This window comes from Oceanihabitans sp. IOP_32 (assembly GCF_009498295.1).
In the GTDB taxonomy this organism is placed as follows: domain Bacteria; phylum Bacteroidota; class Bacteroidia; order Flavobacteriales; family Flavobacteriaceae; genus Wocania; species Wocania indica.
The window spans coordinates 337,529-356,125 of sequence record NZ_CP040813.1 but is presented as its reverse complement, the minus strand read 5'-3'; the positions used below and the strand labels follow the sequence as shown (position 1 = coordinate 356,125).

At 33.0% G+C, this 18,597-nt stretch carries 19 protein-coding genes; 7 read left to right on the top strand and 12 right to left on the bottom strand.

The annotated features are described in order from the left end of the window. Positions 1-161 precede the first annotated feature (161 nt). From FEZ18_RS01460 to FEZ18_RS01450, 3 genes are all read left to right on the top strand, one after another. Positions 162-1,244 (top strand): mechanosensitive ion channel family protein, encoded by a 1,083-nt coding sequence (locus FEZ18_RS01460; RefSeq protein WP_153266674.1) that lies wholly within the window; start codon positions 162-164, stop codon positions 1,242-1,244. Positions 1,245-1,370: 126 nt separating this feature from the next. Next, positions 1,371-3,254, top strand: coding sequence for a hypothetical protein (locus FEZ18_RS01455; protein ID WP_153266673.1), 1,884 nt, complete (start codon positions 1,371-1,373; stop codon positions 3,252-3,254). Between the two features lie 131 nt (positions 3,255-3,385). Beyond that, entirely contained in the window at positions 3,386-4,003 is a 618-nt protein-coding gene (locus FEZ18_RS01450) for a hypothetical protein (protein ID WP_153266672.1), read from the top strand. A gap of 22 nt (positions 4,004-4,025) precedes the next feature. Here the strand turns inward: FEZ18_RS01450 and FEZ18_RS01445 are convergent, their stop codons facing one another. Further along, positions 4,026-4,850 carry an SDR family oxidoreductase gene (locus tag FEZ18_RS01445; protein ID WP_153266671.1) on the bottom strand — a complete coding sequence of 275 codons (825 nt, stop codon included), beginning with the start codon at positions 4,848-4,850 and terminating at the stop codon, positions 4,026-4,028. A gap of 154 nt (positions 4,851-5,004) precedes the next feature. Between FEZ18_RS01445 and FEZ18_RS01440 the strand changes: the two genes are divergently transcribed. From FEZ18_RS01440 to FEZ18_RS01425, 4 genes are all read left to right on the top strand, one after another. Further along, positions 5,005-6,159, top strand: a complete 1,155-nt coding sequence (locus FEZ18_RS01440; RefSeq protein WP_153266670.1) for a hypothetical protein — start codon at positions 5,005-5,007, stop codon at positions 6,157-6,159. Between the two features lie 158 nt (positions 6,160-6,317). After that, positions 6,318-7,076 (top strand): RNA polymerase sigma factor, encoded by a 759-nt coding sequence (locus FEZ18_RS01435; protein WP_194269498.1) that lies wholly within the window; start codon positions 6,318-6,320, stop codon positions 7,074-7,076. Positions 7,077-7,107: 31 nt separating this feature from the next. Next, entirely contained in the window at positions 7,108-8,040 is a 933-nt protein-coding gene (locus FEZ18_RS01430; protein ID WP_153266668.1) for a DnaJ C-terminal domain-containing protein, read from the top strand. 12 nt (positions 8,041-8,052) lie between these two features. Further along, the gene (locus tag FEZ18_RS01425; protein WP_153266667.1) at positions 8,053-8,415 is read left to right on the top strand and encodes a hypothetical protein; all 363 of its coding nucleotides are present in this window, start codon (positions 8,053-8,055) and stop codon (positions 8,413-8,415) included. Positions 8,416-8,567: 152 nt separating this feature from the next. On the opposite strand, the gene FEZ18_RS01420 is transcribed toward FEZ18_RS01425, so the two are convergent. The 11 genes from FEZ18_RS01420 to FEZ18_RS01370 form a co-directional block, all read right to left on the bottom strand. Continuing rightward, the gene (locus FEZ18_RS01420) at positions 8,568-9,029 is read right to left on the bottom strand and encodes a pyridoxamine 5'-phosphate oxidase family protein (protein ID WP_153266666.1); all 462 of its coding nucleotides are present in this window, start codon (positions 9,027-9,029) and stop codon (positions 8,568-8,570) included. Between the two features lie 506 nt (positions 9,030-9,535). Next, positions 9,536-10,756 (bottom strand): metallophosphoesterase, encoded by a 1,221-nt coding sequence (locus FEZ18_RS01415; protein WP_153266665.1) that lies wholly within the window; start codon positions 10,754-10,756, stop codon positions 9,536-9,538. Positions 10,757-10,758: 2 nt separating this feature from the next. Beyond that, a complete protein-coding gene (locus FEZ18_RS01410; RefSeq protein ID WP_153266664.1) occupies positions 10,759-11,343 on the bottom strand; it encodes a CDP-alcohol phosphatidyltransferase family protein in 585 nt (194 codons plus the stop codon). 29 nt (positions 11,344-11,372) lie between these two features. Continuing rightward, entirely contained in the window at positions 11,373-12,398 is a 1,026-nt protein-coding gene (locus FEZ18_RS01405) for a S1C family serine protease (protein WP_153266663.1), read from the bottom strand. Positions 12,399-12,473: 75 nt separating this feature from the next. Continuing rightward, positions 12,474-12,932, bottom strand: coding sequence for a TspO/MBR family protein (locus tag FEZ18_RS01400; RefSeq protein WP_153266662.1), 459 nt, complete (start codon positions 12,930-12,932; stop codon positions 12,474-12,476). A 29-nt stretch (positions 12,933-12,961) separates the two neighbouring features. Beyond that, entirely contained in the window at positions 12,962-13,537 is a 576-nt protein-coding gene (locus FEZ18_RS01395; protein WP_153266661.1) for an HdeD family acid-resistance protein, read from the bottom strand. 25 nt (positions 13,538-13,562) lie between these two features. Further along, on the bottom strand, positions 13,563-14,063 hold the full coding sequence (locus tag FEZ18_RS01390; protein WP_153266660.1) for a hypothetical protein: 501 nt from the start codon (positions 14,061-14,063) through the stop codon (positions 13,563-13,565). 17 nt (positions 14,064-14,080) lie between these two features. After that, positions 14,081-14,521 (bottom strand): PepSY-like domain-containing protein, encoded by a 441-nt coding sequence (locus FEZ18_RS01385; RefSeq protein ID WP_153266659.1) that lies wholly within the window; start codon positions 14,519-14,521, stop codon positions 14,081-14,083. Positions 14,522-14,940: 419 nt separating this feature from the next. Beyond that, on the bottom strand, positions 14,941-16,206 hold the full coding sequence (locus FEZ18_RS01380; RefSeq protein WP_153266658.1) for an MgtC/SapB family protein: 1,266 nt from the start codon (positions 16,204-16,206) through the stop codon (positions 14,941-14,943). Between the two features lie 34 nt (positions 16,207-16,240). After that, entirely contained in the window at positions 16,241-18,181 is a 1,941-nt protein-coding gene (gene ftsH, locus FEZ18_RS01375; RefSeq protein ID WP_153266657.1) for an ATP-dependent zinc metalloprotease FtsH, read from the bottom strand. Continuing rightward, a complete protein-coding gene (locus FEZ18_RS01370; protein WP_153266656.1) occupies positions 18,181-18,531 on the bottom strand; it encodes a carboxymuconolactone decarboxylase family protein in 351 nt (116 codons plus the stop codon). The genes ftsH and FEZ18_RS01370 overlap by 1 nt, the downstream gene beginning before the upstream one ends. Between the last annotated feature and the right edge of the window lie 66 nt (positions 18,532-18,597).

Here is an 18,597-nt window from a genome sequence, read left to right as displayed (position 1 = left end):
CAGTAGAAATAGAAAATTTAATTTAAGCAAAGGATACAGTAATTGTATAAAATTCTTGTAAACTCTCTAGATTTCTGTGTTTTTAATGACTATTTTTAAACAGCATAAAGCATAACAAACTTTAAATAAGAATCAATTTTTAATTAACTCGTTTTAATCCTATGAATAAATTTTTAGAAACTTATAAATCTGATATCATATACGTTGTTATAGTTCTTGTCATTGTTTTGGCACTCTATATATTAACTAGAGTTTTACACAAATGGCTGCATCGAAAATTACAAGAACATTTTCCAGGATCGCCTGTTAAATCAATAAATTTAATAAACCGCATTTTAAAAACACTTTGGTTAGTTCTGGGTGTTATTGCGCTTAGTCTTATATTTATTAAAACCGAGAAGCGCACCGATTTTATTGACTACTTTAAGCTATTTAGTTACTTGGGTATTATATCGGTAATTACCATTGTAGCAATTACAATTGCTAATATTTGGTTTAATTATAAAATTAATAAAACCAATGCTGCAAACAACGACCCTACTAATTATAAGTTTTTGCGTTATGTTGTTATAGCGCTTATAAGTCTTGCAGGGGTTTTATTAGTCTCATTGGCCTTTCCATCTTTAAAAGGGGTGGCACAAACCGCACTTGGTGGTGCAGGAATATTAACTTTAATTGCAGGTTTTGCCGCTCAAGAAGCTCTAGCCAATATTACAGGCGGTTTATTTATTATAGCTTTTAAGCCATTTAAAATTAAGGATAGAATTAAGGTTTCAGACAGTATGGTGGGTATCGTAACCGATATTACTTTGCGTCATACGGTAATAAGGAATACCGAAAATAGAATGATCGTGATTCCAAATGCCGTTATTAATAAAGAGAAACTAATAAATTACGATTTAGGCGAACACAAATCTTGCGAGTTCATAGAAATGGGAATATCATATGAAAGCGATATCGATTTAGCTAAATTAATTATGAAAGAAGAATGTGAGAATCATCCGTTAATTCTTGACAACCGTACACTTTTAGAGAAAAAAGACAATAAACCTATGGTAAGAACGGCGGTTATAGAATTGGGAGATTCGTCTGTAAATCTAAGAGCTTGGGCCTGGACACTTAATTATGCTGATGCTTACAATTTAAAGTGTGATGTACTAGAAAGCATTAAAAAACGGTTTGACGAAGCAGGTATCGATATTCCATATCCACATCGAACGGTGCTAATGAAAGCACAAGACTAGTAGCGTTTTAAAATTCATATAAGACAATAGGCTGTATCTAGGGTTATCAGAATGTTAGAATTGTTTATGTTTTTTAGAACGCTACCCAAAGTAGAAAAACATCTTTTTATAATAAGCTAACACTTAATGTTGAAGTTTTTAAAAAATAATCAATTTCTTATAATACTTTGTATCTGTAGTTTTAGTTATTCTTTTTCACAAGTAGAAGAGCAAAAAAAGGATTCTACAGCGGTTATTTATAAAAGAATTGAAGATTATTCTAAAAAAACCAAACCCTCAAAACTGTTACATTGGCTAATATTTAAATCTAAAGATAAACCTAAAAATGAAAAAATCGCTTCAAAAAGTCAAAATTACAGTCCTTTTGAAGGGAAAATTATTAGAGATATCATAGTTAAGAGTCATGATCCTTTTGGTGTTTCACTTACAGATAGTACAGAAACAGCAAATAGTTGGTTGGAAAAAACAGGAAATAAACTGCATGTAAGATCTAAAGATTTTGCTATTAAGAACTATATAATTTTTAAAAAGAACAGTTTGTTAGATAGTTTATTAATTAAAGAATCTGAGCGATTAATACGTTCTCAAAGATTTATAAGATCTGTTGAAATTACAGTTAAACACCCAGATAAAAGTACCGATTCTGTTGATGTATATATTAAAACAATAGATGCTTGGAGTTTAGTGCCAGGAGTTTCAACTTCCAATACGAGAATGAATTTGAAATTAACAGAGTATAATTATCTAGGTTTTGGGCATCGATTAAATCTAGGGCTTGAAAACAGGTTTGATGATGGTAAAACAGCACCTAGTTTTTTGTATAGAATGCCCAACTTTAAAAACTCTTATATTAGTAGTACGCTTGCACATACGTCTCGTCTTGACGATTCTTATAGCAATTGGTTTAATATCGTAAGGCCGTTTTTTTCACCCTATACAAAGTGGGCGGCAGGTATGTATTTTGATCAGCAATTTAAAAGAGAATTCTTACCTAATGTCAATCAGGAATTTATAAGTCAGAATTTTAAATACCAATCGCAAGATTTCTGGGCGGGTTATTCATTTCATCTATTTAAAGGCAAATCTGAAAGAGAAAGAAGTGCAAACCTTATTAGCTCGTTTAGGTTTCTCAATAAAGATTATCGTGAAAAACCAGGACTTGAGTTTGATGATATCCAGTTTTTTTCAAACGAAACATTTTATTTGGGAAGTATCGGTATTTCGTCAAGACAGTTTATAGAAGAACGTTACTTGTTTAGAGATGGTATTATAGAAAACGTACCCATAGGAGATGTTTATGCTTTTACTTTTGGTAATCAATATAAGAACAAACAAAACAGATTTTATTTAGGAGCAAAAATAGCCCACGGCAACTACTATAATTGGGGATATTTTAGTGCTAATTTTGAGTTTGGAACCTTTCTTAAAAAATCGAAAACCGAACAAGCCGCTTATTCCTTTAGTATTAATTATTTTACCAATTTAATTCCTTTAGGAAGCAAATGGAAAATGCGCCAGTTTATAAAGCCAGAGGTTTTAATTGGTAAAAATCGCTTGAACTCTATTGGAGACCGTTTAACAATTGACGAAGCAAATGGTTTTAGAAGTTTTTACGGTAATGAAGAAGAACGTAAAAGCAGCATTGGTATACCTGGTTTTAATAGTAATTTAATGGGCACATCAAAATATGTGCTCTCTCTTCAAACGCAATTTTATTCGCCATGGAAAATTTTGAGTTTTAAGTTTAACCCATACTTAAACCTTAATTTGGCTATGATTAAAGATGAAAAGGTACGTTACATTAATAATAAGTTATACTCGTCTTTTAGTGTTGGATTGATCATAAGAAATGATTATTTGGTCTTCAATTCATTCCAATTATCTTTATCTTTTTACCCAAGCATTCCGGGGCAAGGCAATAATATATTTAAAACGAATGCAATTAAAAATGATGATTTTCGATTACAAGGCTTTGAATTGCAAAAACCGTCGCCTATTTGGTATAATTAGTAGCTATAAAAATAAAGCTATCTTAAAAGTAATAGAGCACCAATTTAAATTGGTAATGGCGTATAAAGATGCGATTTAAATAAGGTATTGTAACTTTGATTTGTTAGCGTTTTAGTAAATTCGATAAACTCATGATTTTTACAAAATTGGGCATTTTACTTATTGGTTTTGCGCAAGCAAGCCTATTACCTTACGCGATAAAAAAAGCGTTACAGCATGTAAAATTAGACTTAAAAAACGAAACCCTTAGTTTTTTAAGTAACAAGAGCCTTTATGGCAATACCTTTGTAAAAGGCTATAAATGGATGCTTTTTGGTACAGCCATATTCACTTATGTTTTCTTTTGGTTGCTAACACAGTATTACGATCTAGGCCAGCACACCAAACTTATGCAATATATAGACTTGGGTTTCGCATCGCTTGCTTTACTGGCATTTGTACCGCATAATTTAAAACCTTATAGTTTTAAGAGTCTTGGGCCAACATTACAGCGTTTACTTCATAATGTATTAGCTGTAGTTGTGTTTTTATCTCTGCCAGCGCTTATTATTACCTTTCAGGCTATACTTATAGCCATTCCAGAGATGCAATTTTTAGGCTTATCAGGAATGGCAATTATTGTACTTACAGTCATAGCAGTAGGGCTTTCTATTTTAAAAAATGGTGTAAACGGTGCCACAGAATTACTATTTATAAATGGTGTTGGTTTATGGACGCTTTTTGTTACAGCAGTAACCTTTGTGAGTTGAATTTAAAGAGAACCGAATGAGTTTATACACTAGGCTGTTCTAATTTTTTAATATTACGAATAACCCCACCATCAACCAAAATATCGGTGCCTGTAATAAAACGAGCTCCATCATTAACTAAAAAATTTATAACATCGGCAATATCACTAGGTTGTCCGTTGCGTTGTAAAGGTGTCATTTGTTTAATCATTTTCATTCTTTCTGGATGCTCTTCTGCAGCTTTTAATGCCATGGGTGTTTCAATTACACCGGGCGAAACCGAAACAATTCGGGCGCCTTTCGCTCCCCATTTATCTACATGTTTTTCAACAAGGAGTTTAACCCCACGTTTGGCAAAGTTGTACATGGTGTCTGAACTACCATGAACAAATTTTTTAACCGTCTCGAAGGCGTTTGTTTTTAGGGGATTTCTAAGTGCTTGATCATATTCTTCATTAGCAGGTACTGTATGAGCCATCATGGAAGCGAGTAGCACAGCAACCGAATTATTAGTGGCCAGCTTATAAAAAGCCTCAACTAATAATTCTGTAGCCACTAAATCTATAGTAAATACTTTATTCAAGTCTTTAACTGTTCCGCTTACACCTGCAGTATGGATTAAGGCTTTTAGTTCTCCGTGTTTGGCTACAAAATTTATAAGTTTATCAATGTCATTTTGCTTTGTAATGTCGCAGGCTATCCCTGTAACATTAAAGCCTTCTTTGGTTAGTGTTTCAACTGTTTTATTAACCGTGTCTTGCGCATAATCGGTAATAATTAATTGATTTCCTTTCAAAGCTCTTGCACAGGCTTGACCTATACCTCCAGAGCCTCCTGTAATAACGATTACGTTTTCACTAGAATTCATTTTTATAAATTTTAAGTTTAAACACTAAAACTAATAACAAACTTTCGTTTTTGAACTGATATATATCATTTCGTAACAGCTTTATGGATAGTATCTTAGTTGTGGCTTAAAATGGGACTTGTTTAATTAATTATTAATTTATAAACTAAAAAATATGACTTTAATATCTAAAGAAAAAATAGCGGAATTACATAAGGTAAATCAAGAAAACTGTGTTTCAATTTTTATACCTACCCACAGAGCAGGAAAAAAAGTTTTACAGCGTGAAGATACCTTGTACTTAAAAAATCAATTAAAAGACGTAAAAACTAAGCTGTCTAAAAAGGGTTTAGACAATAGGCAAATTAGCAATTTTGTAAGACCTGTAGAGGAACTTATAGAAGATGTTTCGTTTTGGAGAAATCTTTCTGATGGTTTAGCCATTTTTTTAGCCAATGGGGTTTTTGAAAAATTTGTACTTCCTGTGCACTTTAAAGAATTTAACTATGTGTCTACAGAATTTTATTTAAAACCATTAATGCCCATGTTTGTTGGCGATGGTGAATTTTATTTAATGTCGCTAGCCTTAAGTGATGTTAAATTATACAAATGTTCCAAGCACAGTTACGCCGAAATTATTATCGACGATTTAATTCCTGCAAGTAAACAAGATCGCGTAGGCTATGAATTTGAACAAAAAAATTTACAGTTTAGAACTCAGCAGGCCAATGCAGATCATGTGATGTATCATGGTCATGAGCCAGCCACTGCGAAAAGAAAAAATGAAATTAAAAAATATTTTAGGGCGATTAATGATGGTATTATACCAGTTTTAAAAGACCGAAGTATTCCATTCTTTATTGCTTCTCAAGATTATCTTTTCGATATTTATAAAACAGTGAATACTTACCCGAATTTACACGAAAGAGCCATTAAAGTAAATTTAAATGCTACCGATGCTTCAGAATTGCATGAGTTAGCTTGGGAGCTTATAGAGCCAATTTTCGATCAAGAGCGAAAAGATAAAATCGCACTTTTTAGAAAAGAAGAAGGCACAGGCAAAACCGCCATTGGAATAGGCAAAGTTTTACCAGCGGCAATAGATGGGAAAATTGACGCCTTATTTTGTGAAAATAAAGCAGATATTTTTGGCTCCTATAAAAAAGAAAATAACACTATAGTGGTTTCTGAAAGTGAAGATGATCATGGCGTGTCGTTAATGAATTTAGCTGCTGTTGAAGCTTTAATAAAAGGAGGTAAGGTTTATTTATTAGATAAAGAAGACATGCCAAATCCGAATGCGAAATTAAATGCTTTGTACCGTTTTTAGTAGTATCAGTTGTTCTTTAAAAGACCTTAAATCATACCAATTTAGATTTATAACGGCTCTATAAATCTAAATTGGTGTGATAAGATTGTAGGGTAGTAAAAAATACATAAAGTTACTTTAACGATTACAATAAACTGTAGTAAAAAATGAATACAAATATGGCACATTCTAAAAAGCAAGAAGTTTTACGTTTACGTATTGAAAACAGCTTTCAACAACTTAAACGATTAAAAAAACAAAAGAATAGAGAATCTTTTAATAAAGAATTACTAGAGCTATTACCAGATATAAAAAAGCATATTAATCGCCGGTTGACTGTGGCTCTTAAAAAAGAATATTTTCCAAAAAATAAATATAGTGTGGACGATTTCGTTAGTCAACTTTTTATAGAGGTTTACGATAACATAGATACTGTTAAAGAAGAAAAACACTTGTATTTATGGCTCTTTAAAAAAACGAACGAACTTCTTGAAGATGTTATTGTTGAAGAAGAATTTGACGATTTTTTCTTCAAAAACATCGATACTTATTCTAAACTCGAATGGGATGCTATGGAGCAAGAATTTAGTGTTGATGCTGGACGGGATTTTGTAATGATGGAAGAGTTTGACGATGTCTCATACAGTCACGAAGGTTACACTTTAAACCATGTGTTTGTAGAAGACAATAAAAAGGCTTTAATTGATAAAATAGATAAAAGTTTAGACGACAAAACGATAGCCAATCACCTAAAAACGGTGCTTTATAATTTACCTTTATCAATGCAAGACGTTTATGAGCTTTACGCTGAACAAAAGTTCAGTTTAGCAGAAATTGCTGAAATAAGAAATATGGCAGTTGAAGACGTTGAAACCCTTTTGAAGGATGCTAGAAAAGCATTGCAAGTGAGTTTGTTTAATAGATATCCAGCACAATAAAAAATAGTTTTTATAAATTCTTAATTATAACATGAATTACAAAGATTATTATAAAATTTTAGGAGTTAGTAAAGACGCGTCACCAAAAGACATCAAAAAGGCTTACAGGAAATTAGCTGCAAAATACCATCCCGATAAGAATCCTGATGACAAGGTAGCCGAAGATAAATTTAAGGAAATTAATGAGGCTCATGAAGTGTTAAGTGATGCCGAAAAACGAGAAAAATACGATACTTTAGGTTCTAATTGGGAGGCCTACCAGCATACTGGTGACGATTGGCGAGAATATGCCAATCAAAGTCGAAGAAACCAACAGTATTATCAAGGAGACGGTTCTGAGTTTTTTGGACAAGGCGGAGCAGGAGCAGAGGGGTTTTCTAGTTTTTTTGAAGCCTTTTTTGGAGGTGGTGGTAGAGGTCAACAAGCGGCTTATACTGGTGGCGATACCCAAGCAGAAATGCCCATTACATTGTTAGAGGCCTATCAAGGCAGTACACGCACCTTCGAAATTCATAACCAAAAATTGCGAATTACAATAAAACCTGGTGCCTACGATGGGCAGCAATTAAGAATAAAAGGAAAAGGGCAGCCAGGGGTTCAAGGTGGTAAGCGAGGCGATTTATATATTGTTTTAAGAGTACAACCAGATTTTCGTTTTCAGCGTGATGGTGATAACTTAATTTCTAATGTTCCAGTAGATTTATATACGGCTATTTTAGGCGGAAAAATAGAAGTGATGACACTTACAGGTAAGGTTAAGGTTCCTGTACCTAAAGGCAGTGAAACTGGTAAGATTTTGCGACTAAAAGGCAAAGGCATGCCAAGATATGGCAAAACTGCTCAATATGGAGATTTATTGGTTAAACTTCAGGTAGAGTTTCCAAAGAATCTGACTACTGAAGAAGAAGAATTATTCAAAAAATTACAAGCCTTAAGAGCCGCACAAAAGGTAAGTCATAATTAAAATTTAGCAAAAATGGAGTTATTAATATTTAGTAAAAAATATACTGAGTCTGAAGCTATTCATAACTTTATGGATATGTATTACAGTTTAAATATGACGTATTTGGCGAGTGATTTATTGGATAAAGGATTGTCTCCTAAGCAAATTTCTGAAGCCGTTATAGCTGCCATAAAAATAGCTAATGCTTCAAAAATTAATACTAAAGCGCATTTTAAGCCAGTATTTAGTGGGATAAAGCAAGGGGTAATCGAAGATTGTAAATTGTCGCGTTTAGGATACGGATTAGTACTTTTAAATGCCGATTTAAACCTCGCTGTTGTCGCTAATTTTCAAGTGGATGTTTTGCAATGTTATATCGATAAGAATCGCTCTTAGAATTAGAAATTTATTCATTTTAATTCGAGATTATTAAATCTAATTGTGGTGCGTTATTTGGGCGCATAGAAAATATGTTTACCAGTTTTGTAAATTAAAAGTATTCACCAGTTATTAATCAATTTTCGACTTTTTTTTAAAGGATTGAATTTTTAGATATCAACATTTCTCATCTTTCCAGTTATTTCTTCAATCTTAATTTGAAAGACAATAGGTAAATTACCTCGGTATATTTTACTGGAAAACTCACTAATAAAATCTAGCTTTTTATTTTCTTTCAGCATAATTAAATGTTTTACTCCAAAAGAAAACTGATGTAATTTAGCTTTCGATGAACTGCCAGAGAATTCTTCAAAAGTACCATGTGCTAACACCGATTTCCATGAACTTACAGAATCAATCTCAGAAATACTTAGCGATACCTTGTTGTTTTCGCGCATAGCATCTATTTTATGTCCTTCGGCAGAATAGCCATAAATAGTATTGTTTTTCGCATCAAAAAAATAAGTAATAGGCACTGTATAAGGTCTATTTCTATAGATGTAAGCTAAATTACCTATGTAATTACTAGATAATATATTTATGCACGCATGGGTGTCTAAAACTTGTATCATTTAGAGTGGATTTTATTCGATTAAGGTATTCTATTTCTACTTAATTAATAATGATATTAATCAGTTATAGAAATTTTGATACATGAAGCTGTTTAAGGGGATTAACCAAGTTAACAATGTAATGTCGCCTATAATTGGCTTCTTTTTCACTCATATTTCGGTATAACATACAATCATAACCAAGGCTATACATTGATTTTCTATTTCATCGGCACAAAAAACAATTCAATTTAACAAGAAAAAGCCTATAAATATGTTTTTAGTTCTAATTTAATATCACTAATGTCCGCTTAAAAATAGTATGATGCAGTCAATCCTTTTAAAATAAAGAACTTTGCACATTTTTTAAATGTTACCTTGCTTATTTAAACAATTATTAAGAATTAAAGGAGATATTTTGTTCATTAAGGCACTTCTGTTTATCAATTCGTTAGATTCAAGTCTTTGTTCTTAATTCTAAAAGCGAAGCGGTCTTATATCTTTTATCGTACATTGATGATTTAATATTAGTCCTCGTTTTTTAATTTTAAAAACGTAATCTCTGGACGCATTCCTATCCTTGCCGGAAAGCCCAACCAGCCTAAACCTCTATTAACATAAAGGTATTGATTGTTATGTTTATACAGTCCCGCCCAATGTTTAAACTTATATTTAATAGGGCTCCATTGTAAATTTTTATACTGAAAAGCGGCTTGCATGCCATGTGTATGTCCAGCCAATGTTAATGTAATATCTGTTTTGTCTATTACCTCTTCGCTCCAATGAGTGGGATCGTGGGATAATAAAATTTTAAAGGGCACATCTTTAACTTCTGCTAAAGCCATTTTTAAATCACCGTATTGTTTAAAAGGCGGAATGCCCCAGTTTTCTACACCAATTATTGCAATGTTTTCATTGTTTTTTGAAATAACTTCAGCTTCATTTAACAAGAGTTTAAAACCAGTATTTTTAAAAAACGCCCTTATGGCTTCAGCATTTTCTTGTTTCGCTTCTGGGGTTTCCCATGTGCTATAATCACCATAATCATGATTGCCCAAAATGGCGTATTTACCTGATTTCGCTTTTAGGTGATTAAGTACTTTGGCCCAGCCCCGTAATTCCCAAGCATAGTTATTCACCAAATCGCCTGTAAAGACAATGTAATCTGGTTTTAAATCATTTATTTTTTCAATAGCCGAATCCAATTTTTTATAGTTGTAATTAAAACTCCCCAAATGCAAGTCTGATATCTGGACAATTTTTAACCCTTCGAAAGATTTTGGTAGCAATTTAGTTTTTATGGTGTGGTGATAGACCTTATATCTGTATTTGGCTTTATAAGTGCCGTAAACGATTATAAAAAAAGGTATAAACCCAGAGACTAGACCAAGTATTGGAATTATGAAAAGTGATTGGTTTTCTGAGAATAAGAAATTTGAAAAATATAAAATAGAGATTATAACAACGAAAATTAACTTTGGTATAAATGAAGATACTGTGAGTCCATAAAATTTGGAAATAAGTAATTGCTTTCTAATAGGGTTAAGGTTGTCTAATGTAATTTTTAATACCAAGATTGAAGCAACCAAGCCTACTGTAAAAACCCAGAATAATACGTTTATACTCATTCTAAGGAAACTAGAATCTATAAGCTGTGTTATATATTGTAACCAATAAAAAGCTGTGATATCTACTAATAGTATCGCGAAACACAAGAGTAAAATGGTAAAAAGAGAAAAAGATTTCATGCTTATAATTTTAGACGTCTTTTGTCTTTAAGAGCCCAATATATGCCTTTAACATCGGCTGTCCAATTGCGATACATAAAGATTAATATAATTTCCTCTAAGGTTTCTAATATGCCAACAACAATCATGATATAAAACAAACTATACTCAGGTGAAAAAAACAAGGACCACAATATAAAAATGCTTTGCACAATAGCAGATAATTTTGCTAAATAGGTATGAAATGCTGTGGCCTTTCCGTACTTATAATAGGCTAAAACCATTTGCATAATATAGGGCGCAAAAGCTATGCAGATTAATAAGAGATTTTTGATTATAAATTCATTTTCAAAAAAGTACAGCCCAATTAAACCAACTACTAAGGTTATTTGATCTCCAAAAGAATCTAGTTGGGAACCTCTAGGGCTGGTTATGTTTAGTTTTCGTGCTATAAAACCGTCAATAGCATCTGTGGCGTAACTAATTGATAAGACCCAAGAAAAAACAAGCCTGTAATCTAACCAAACTAAAAGCAATAAAAAAGGTGCTGCAACAATGCGGTAAAACGAAAACCAATCGGCAATATTATAATTTTTAAATGTTAGCATGCAGTTTTATTTTATTTTAAACTATTACGCTATTCTTTTACAAAATGAAGGACTTGAATTTTACCATTTCTTAAAAATTGCAATGGGATTTTCTCTCCTTTTTTGTATGATTTTACTTTTTCTTTTACGAGTTCTGAAAAATTAATATCTTCAATTTCGATGCCGGCAATACTCAAGATAATATCCCCACCAATAACAATTTCGGCATCTTTAATGGTTATGGGTATTGTGCCGCCTTGAAGCCCTAGTTTGCTCATAACACCTTGGGTGGATAAGCTTAAAATTAATAAACCAGATTCTTGTGGTAAATTGAGTGCTTTGGCCAAGTCTCCAGACACCACAACCGATTCCATACCAGTCCAAATATTCGGACTTTCCATGAGGAGTTTTTGTGCAACATTTGAAGAAATAGCGAATCCAATTCCATTAAACGCTCCCGATTCGCTATAAATACTGCTTGTAATACCAATAATTTCACCTTTCATGTTAAACATGGGACCTCCAGAATTTCCTCTGTTAATTGCTGCATCTGTTTGTAAAAGTTCAGCTTTAACAAAACTATTATTAAGTTTTTCAAGATTATGTTTTCCGCTTAAAACCCCTTTGGTTATGGATTGTTTTATTCCAAATGGTGCGCCAATAACAAAAACATCTTCACCTATTTTAGTCCGGTCAGAATCACCAATAGGTGCTACTTTTTTTTCCTTGAGCAAAAAAGAGTCTTTAATTTTAATGAGTGCTACATCTGCCATGGGATTGGTTGATAATACCTTGGCCTCATAAATGTCACCATCTAAAAACTGAACACCAAGAACCTCTGCAGACTGTACCACGTGAGAAGCGGTCCAGATTAACCCATCTTCAGAAATTAAAACACCAGAGCCTTGTTTTGCAGATGCCACTAGGGTTTTATCATCACCAGATCCTTCGGTAGTGAGGTTTAAAATTTCAATAAAAACTACCGAAGATTTTACCTCGTCGTAAAGCGCTGCTAAATTTTGTGTTTTTGCTAGAATGGGAATTAATAGCAGAATAATAACAGGTAATTTTTTCATGAATAATTAGTTTTGAATACCAGCCAACCATGGTTTAAACAAGCGCGTTAAAATTTATACTGTATTAATTACAGTTTAATTTTTTAATACGGAATAGCCATTTAATGATGTGGCTATGAGTAACCATATAAAGTAGGGCATAATTAAAAGCGATTTGTATTTTAAAGCATCCCAATAGAAAAACAAGAAGAAACCTACAACGGCGCTAAGTCCGATTATAATAATTAGTCCTGCTAAGATATTGTGGTAATAAAAAAATACGGGATTCCAAGCGATATTAAGTAAATATTGAAGTGCCAATAAGCCAATAAGAAGCTTTTTGTTATCGACAATAGGCCATAAATACGCTAGATAAATACTAAAACAAATCATTATGGTAAACCAAGAAACGCCAAACACCCAGCCAGGTGGTGTCCATGGCGCCTTGGCAATACTGGCATACCAGTTCGACGAAGGGCCTTTACCACCCAGATAGCTTCCTAAGCTAAGTGCTGCAAAATTGATTACCAAGAAGATTGTAAGTCTATAAATCATTTTAACTCATTTTTATTGAAATGATAACATTAAATCTTTTTAACTCTATTGTGAATTTTCTTTAAATCGAACGCTAAAAAAATTCTAAATACCCCTAAAGCCACAAACGAGAATGCCGTCATGAACACAATACTTAATCCAGCTAAAACAGGATTTAATAATAGTAAAAAAGAAAAGAGTACAGTTAAGATTCCTAAGGCTAATAACCATCCCCAATTTGGCGTACCAAAAGATTTTAGCTGAAACGATAGGCCAATGCCAAAAACGCCTCTAAACAACACCCAGAAACCAAGATAAAAAGGTAAAATACTCATGGTTAATGCGGGATGTAATATTAGTAATACACCAACAATTAAATCGAAAATCCCACCGGCGAGATGCCATCCCCATCCATCTATTTGAGTTCTATTTGAAATTGAAAAAATAATACCAAATAGCCCAGAGAGAAAGATTGAAATGCTAAAAAGTATACTTAAAGAAATATAGCTTGTTAAAGGTGTTCTTAACACCCAAATTCCCAAAAAGATAAATAATACTCCCAGAATAAGAGAGAGCCACCAATTTTTAGCTGTTTTTTGTACCGAACGCAATATACCTACTGTCATATTTTTTGTTTTAGTTTACGATTGTTTATTTAATGCTATCTTTAAATAGGTTTTTTAAGGCTTCTCTTAGCGTATCCATATCGCGCTTAAATTCCTGTTTAAATTGTCTTTGACTTTCTTTTGTTTCGACATTAAATTCTATTAAATTTTCTTTAAATTTTTTAGTTTGTACTGCTAATTTATCTTTTAAAACTGTATTTTTTTGTTCTAATTTGTTGAGTTCTTTGCTAAGCTTTTCTTTTTCTTTTTTGTTGGCTTTTGCAATTCTTTGTCGAAAATTTTCAATGTCATCATTTGTGTTTTGAATGGTGTTTTCTGATGCGGTTTTAAATTGCTCCCAATCTGCTATAACTGCAGTTTTAATGTCTTCAGTTGTTTCTTTCACATCTTCTTCAAGACTTTTACTAAGTGCGTTAACATCGTCTTTAATGTTTTCGGCATCTTTTTTAGATTTTTCTCCGCAACTGGTTACAAGAATAGAGACTAATAAAAGGTTTAACGTTAAAGTTAGAATATTTGTTTTCATTTCTTTACTGTTTTTAATTAGCTGTCTATTCTTAAAAACTCGCCCTCCATGGTAAATTCTAGGGTTATGCCGTTGTCTAATTCTACTTGTTGATTTTTGTCTTCCAATTCCCAATCTGTAATCACCTCATTAGGATAGTTGGTTTTTACATAATCTAGAATTTGAATCGGTATTACGCTGTTTGGGAGTTTTGATGTAGCTTCAATATCTGTGATTTTGTTTTTTGAGTTAAATTTTAAAGTTGCATTATCTTTTAAAATGACTTCGTAGGATTTTGAAAACAACTCTTTATCAACAGTTGCTTGTACTACTTTATTTTCTGGAAAATGCGATTCTAAATAGGTGCTAATTTCCTGTGGTAAATCGGTTGCTGGGATAATTTTATCGTCTACACAGCTGGTTATGCTAAATACGAGTAAAACACTAAGTAGTAAGACTTGATTTATTTGATTTTTCATTTTATTTGAGATTTAAATTAAGTGTAATATTAACAAAACACTTAGACCCTTGAAATGATATATATCAATTTCGAGAGTAAAACCTTGTTTAATCGTAAGGCTGTAAGAAGGGCTGCAAAAAAAAGAGGTATTGGACTAAGAAGTAATCTGATGGTTTACGCCAAAATCTACAAAACAAGTCTGATACCAAATTGGCAATCTAATGTCGCAAATAATTCGTTTACTCACATCTTTCTATATTATATATCATAGTAAAATAAGGCGTTCGTGAATCTGCCATTTCTATCTCATTTGAACAAAAAGTAGTTCAAATTAACCATACGAGATTTTTAAATTAAATCGGTATTATACTAGGGGAGTCATTAAAAAGCGGTGTGCCATTCATATTTACAAAACAATCTAGTCTTTTTAAGCTTCAGCTAGTTAAAGAGAATATAAATAAGCCCTAAAACAATAACGCTACCAAAAGCATAACCAACGCTTTTACCAGCAACTTTAGAACCATTTAAAACCGTAATGCCCAGTTTTACAAACATATTACTTAGCGTGGCTGCAATGATTACTGATGATGCTAGTAGGAGATTGTTTGTATCTAATGAAAATTTGGACATGCTTATGGTTATAGCATCTGTATCTGCAAGACCTGCTATAAAAGCTGAATAGTACAAACCGCGTTCTCCAAAATATTGATTGCTATAAAATACGGCAAATGAAATAATGAGATAAATAAAACCAAAACCTATGGCATTTAAAATATCTAAAGGATTTCCTAAATTTATGTTGGTATTGGGTTTATTATCATCTTTTCGTATTAAAATAAAAGTTGCAGCAAGACAGACTATGGTTAGCACAGCAAAAGGTAGAGCAATGTAAACCAAAAGCTCTTTATTAAATATATAAACCATAAAAGCGAGCCTAGGAAACATGATTGCAGAGGCAGCAATAATTCCTGCACTGTATTTTTTAGATAATTCTGGCGACTCCTTACTTTTTGCAGCATAGTTCCATGCTACTGCAGTACTCGATATAAGGCCACCAAGAATTGCTGTGATGATAATTCCTTTCTTGGAGCCCGCAAATTTTACTAAAAAGTAACCAATAAAGTTAATTAATGAAACGATTACAATAATAGAGCCTATTTCAAAAGGATTTAATAAATTGTTTGGACCAAAGCTTTTATTCGGTAAAAAAGGAAGAATGAGTAAGGCGATTATAGCGAATTTTATAAACGCAAAAAGCTCTTCGGAGGTTATATTGCTAATAACCGACCTAAATCGAGTTTTAAGGGAGAGTAAGGTGACAATAATAACAGCAGTGGCAACAGCTTCTCTATAAAATTCTACCGAAACCATGACCCCTAAAATAAAGGTAGCGATTAAAGCTAAATTTGTGGTAAGCCCTTGACCGTATTCTTCTAGTTTATGAGAAAAATGGTATAATGCCAGAAATAGTACAAAACAACCTAAACTAATAACGACGATCCAGGGAGTAAATTGATTTTTAAGATTTCCTATAGAAAAGCCAATAATAGCAACAATAGGGAAGGTGCGCATACCCGCAAATCCTTTTTCTTTGAGTTTGTCAAACTCCCTTTCTAAACCTATTATAAGTCCTAAGCCAGTGCTTATTAAAACACCAAATAGGTAAGGACTAATCGATTTCAATAAGTCTTGGTATGTTTGCATTTAGTTCTTTAATTATAGTTTATAAAATATACTTTTAATTTTTTTCAACGGTTTCTATAAATCGTTTTCCCAGAATGCCTACTAAATCTTCTTTATACACCACTTCCTTTTCTAAAAGTAATTGTGCTAGTTTTTCAAGCTCATCTTTGTGTTTTTCTAATAACTCGAATGTTCTGTTATAGCTTTCATTTATTAAATCATGTACCCTATTGTCTATTAATTTGGCAGTATGTTCGCTGTAAGGTTTGCCTAGTAAGCCTTGATATTCACCCTTAGAATCGTAATAGCTTAAAGGGCCAATAGTTTTATCCAGACCGTAGTAGGCCACCATGGTATAAGCTTGTTTAGTTACTTTTTCAAGATCGTCTAAGGCGCCAGAAGAGACTTCGTTAAAAATTAAGTCTTCCGCAGCACGTCCACCTAAAGAGGCACAGATTTGATCTTTAAATTGCGATTTGGTTACAATTTGGCGCTCTTCTGGTAAGTACCAAGTTGAACCTAAGGATCTCCCCCTTGGAATAATAGATACTTTTAATAAAGCGTCTACATGTTCTAAATACCAGCTTACTACAGCATGACCTGCTTCGTGGTAGGCAATAGTTTTCTTTTCTTTGGGTGATATAATTTTACTTTTACGTTCTAAACCTCCTATTATTCGATTTCTAGCTTCAATAAAATCACTGTGTTCTATAAGTTGTTTTTTATGGCGTGCAGCAATTAGTGCGGCTTCATTACAAATATTAGCAATATCTGCTCCAGAAAACCCAGGGCTTAATGTGGCTAATTGTTCAATATTTACATCCTCGGCAAGTTTTAAACGACGAATATGCACTTGAAAAATTTCTTCGCGCTCTACCTTATTGGGTAAGTCTAAATAAATATGCCTATCGAATCTTCCAGGACGTAAAAGTGCTTTATCTAAAACATCTGGTCTGTTGGTTGCCGCAAGTACAATAACTCCAGTATTTGCTCCAAAACCGTCAAGTTCTGTGAGCAGTTGGTTTAATGTGCTTTCACGCTCATCATTAGATTGTAAGGCGTTTCCTTTTCCTCTAGAACGACCAACGGCATCAATTTCGTCAATAAAAATTATACTTGGTGCTTTGCTCTTAGCTTGTTTAAATAAATCGCGCACTCTGGAGGCACCAACACCAACAAACATCTCTACAAACTCAGATCCCGACATCGAGAAAAAAGGTACTTTTGCTTCGCCTGCAACAGCCCTAGCCAACAAGGTTTTTCCTGTGCCTGGTGGGCCTACTAACATAACACCTTTAGGAATTTTAGCACCTAATTTGGTGTAGGTCTCTGGATTTTTAAGAAAGTCTACAACTTCCATAACCTCAACTTTAGCCTCTTTTAAACCAGCTACGTCATTAAAGGTTACTGCACTTTTACCTTCTGTTTCAATAATTCTAGCACTGGTTTTACTAAAATTAAAAGGCGAACTACCCATACCGCCTCGGCTTCCCATCCGGCGTAGAATGAATAACCAAAATAAGATAATTATTATAAAAGGTAAAATCCAGGAGAAACTCTCCAACCAATTAGTTCTGTTTTGATAAATAATATCGACTTTGTTTTCTGTAGAAAAACCGTCTTGCGCTTTTTGTAATTTATTTTCAAAACCTTCAACCGAGCCAATAGTAATAGCGTATTGTGGTGCAGCTTCAGAAGAAAGAATTCCTACACCGATATCTTCATATTTCGGATCATCGCGACGCTCTTTTTTTATGTAAATCTCAGCAATTTCTCTATTTACTACTATAATTTTTTCAACATCGTTCTGAGCTAATATATTTTGTTCAAAATGCGACCAGCTTATCTCTTTAGGCGATGACGAATTAAATAGTGGTAACAAAACAAATAGACCTACGATAAACAATACATATAACCATAATCCTTTTGAAGGAAAATTGGGTTTATTATCTTTTGTTTTCTTAGAAGACGGATTATCTTTATTTGGTTTTTTCATTAGTTTTCCAATACTATAAATTGATTTAAAGCTTCCATGGCCTCACAACCATAAACAACGGCAGGTCCTCCGCCCATCATTACCGCTACACCAATGGTTTCCATAATATCTTGGGAAGAGGCACCTGATTTTAGGGCATCGTGAACGTGAAAAGCGATACAGCCATCGCACCTTACTGCTATGGCAATGCCCAAGGCGATAAGTTCTTTGGTTTTTGTGGTTAATGCACCTTTGGCGATACTGGCTTTATGAAGTTCGTTAAATCCTTTCATGGTCGAAGGTATTTTGGCACCCAATTCTCCCATTAATTTTGTGAGGTCGTTATAGTTTTTTGAATAGTCCTTAATCATGGCGTGTAGATTTAATAGTTAATGATTTGTTTATAATCTCAAAAGTATTAATTAAGGGTATGGTTT

What these genes read in the sequence shown, in the direction of transcription:
- FEZ18_RS01460 (WP_153266674.1), top strand. Translation starts at nt 162, where the DNA reads ATGAATAAATTTTTAGAAACTTATAAATCTGATATCATATACGTTGTT.
- FEZ18_RS01455 (WP_153266673.1), top strand. Translation starts at nt 1,371, where the DNA reads ATGTTGAAGTTTTTAAAAAATAATCAATTTCTTATAATACTTTGTATC.
- FEZ18_RS01450 (WP_153266672.1), top strand. Translation starts at nt 3,386, where the DNA reads ATGATTTTTACAAAATTGGGCATTTTACTTATTGGTTTTGCGCAAGCA.
- FEZ18_RS01445 (WP_153266671.1), bottom strand. Translation starts at nt 4,850, where the DNA reads ATGAATTCTAGTGAAAACGTAATCGTTATTACAGGAGGCTCTGGAGGT.
- FEZ18_RS01440 (WP_153266670.1), top strand. Translation starts at nt 5,005, where the DNA reads ATGACTTTAATATCTAAAGAAAAAATAGCGGAATTACATAAGGTAAAT.
- FEZ18_RS01435 (WP_194269498.1), top strand. Translation starts at nt 6,318, where the DNA reads ATGGCACATTCTAAAAAGCAAGAAGTTTTACGTTTACGTATTGAAAAC.
- FEZ18_RS01430 (WP_153266668.1), top strand. Translation starts at nt 7,108, where the DNA reads ATGAATTACAAAGATTATTATAAAATTTTAGGAGTTAGTAAAGACGCG.
- FEZ18_RS01425 (WP_153266667.1), top strand. Translation starts at nt 8,053, where the DNA reads ATGGAGTTATTAATATTTAGTAAAAAATATACTGAGTCTGAAGCTATT.
- FEZ18_RS01420 (WP_153266666.1), bottom strand. Translation starts at nt 9,029, where the DNA reads ATGATACAAGTTTTAGACACCCATGCGTGCATAAATATATTATCTAGT.
- FEZ18_RS01415 (WP_153266665.1), bottom strand. Translation starts at nt 10,756, where the DNA reads ATGAAATCTTTTTCTCTTTTTACCATTTTACTCTTGTGTTTCGCGATA.
- FEZ18_RS01410 (WP_153266664.1), bottom strand. Translation starts at nt 11,343, where the DNA reads ATGCTAACATTTAAAAATTATAATATTGCCGATTGGTTTTCGTTTTAC.
- FEZ18_RS01405 (WP_153266663.1), bottom strand. Translation starts at nt 12,398, where the DNA reads ATGAAAAAATTACCTGTTATTATTCTGCTATTAATTCCCATTCTAGCA.
- FEZ18_RS01400 (WP_153266662.1), bottom strand. Translation starts at nt 12,932, where the DNA reads ATGATTTATAGACTTACAATCTTCTTGGTAATCAATTTTGCAGCACTT.
- FEZ18_RS01395 (WP_153266661.1), bottom strand. Translation starts at nt 13,537, where the DNA reads ATGACAGTAGGTATATTGCGTTCGGTACAAAAAACAGCTAAAAATTGG.
- FEZ18_RS01390 (WP_153266660.1), bottom strand. Translation starts at nt 14,063, where the DNA reads ATGAAAACAAATATTCTAACTTTAACGTTAAACCTTTTATTAGTCTCT.
- FEZ18_RS01385 (WP_153266659.1), bottom strand. Translation starts at nt 14,521, where the DNA reads ATGAAAAATCAAATAAATCAAGTCTTACTACTTAGTGTTTTACTCGTA.
- FEZ18_RS01380 (WP_153266658.1), bottom strand. Translation starts at nt 16,206, where the DNA reads ATGCAAACATACCAAGACTTATTGAAATCGATTAGTCCTTACCTATTT.
- ftsH (WP_153266657.1), bottom strand. Translation starts at nt 18,181, where the DNA reads ATGAAAAAACCAAATAAAGATAATCCGTCTTCTAAGAAAACAAAAGAT.
- FEZ18_RS01370 (WP_153266656.1), bottom strand. Translation starts at nt 18,531, where the DNA reads ATGATTAAGGACTATTCAAAAAACTATAACGACCTCACAAAATTAATG.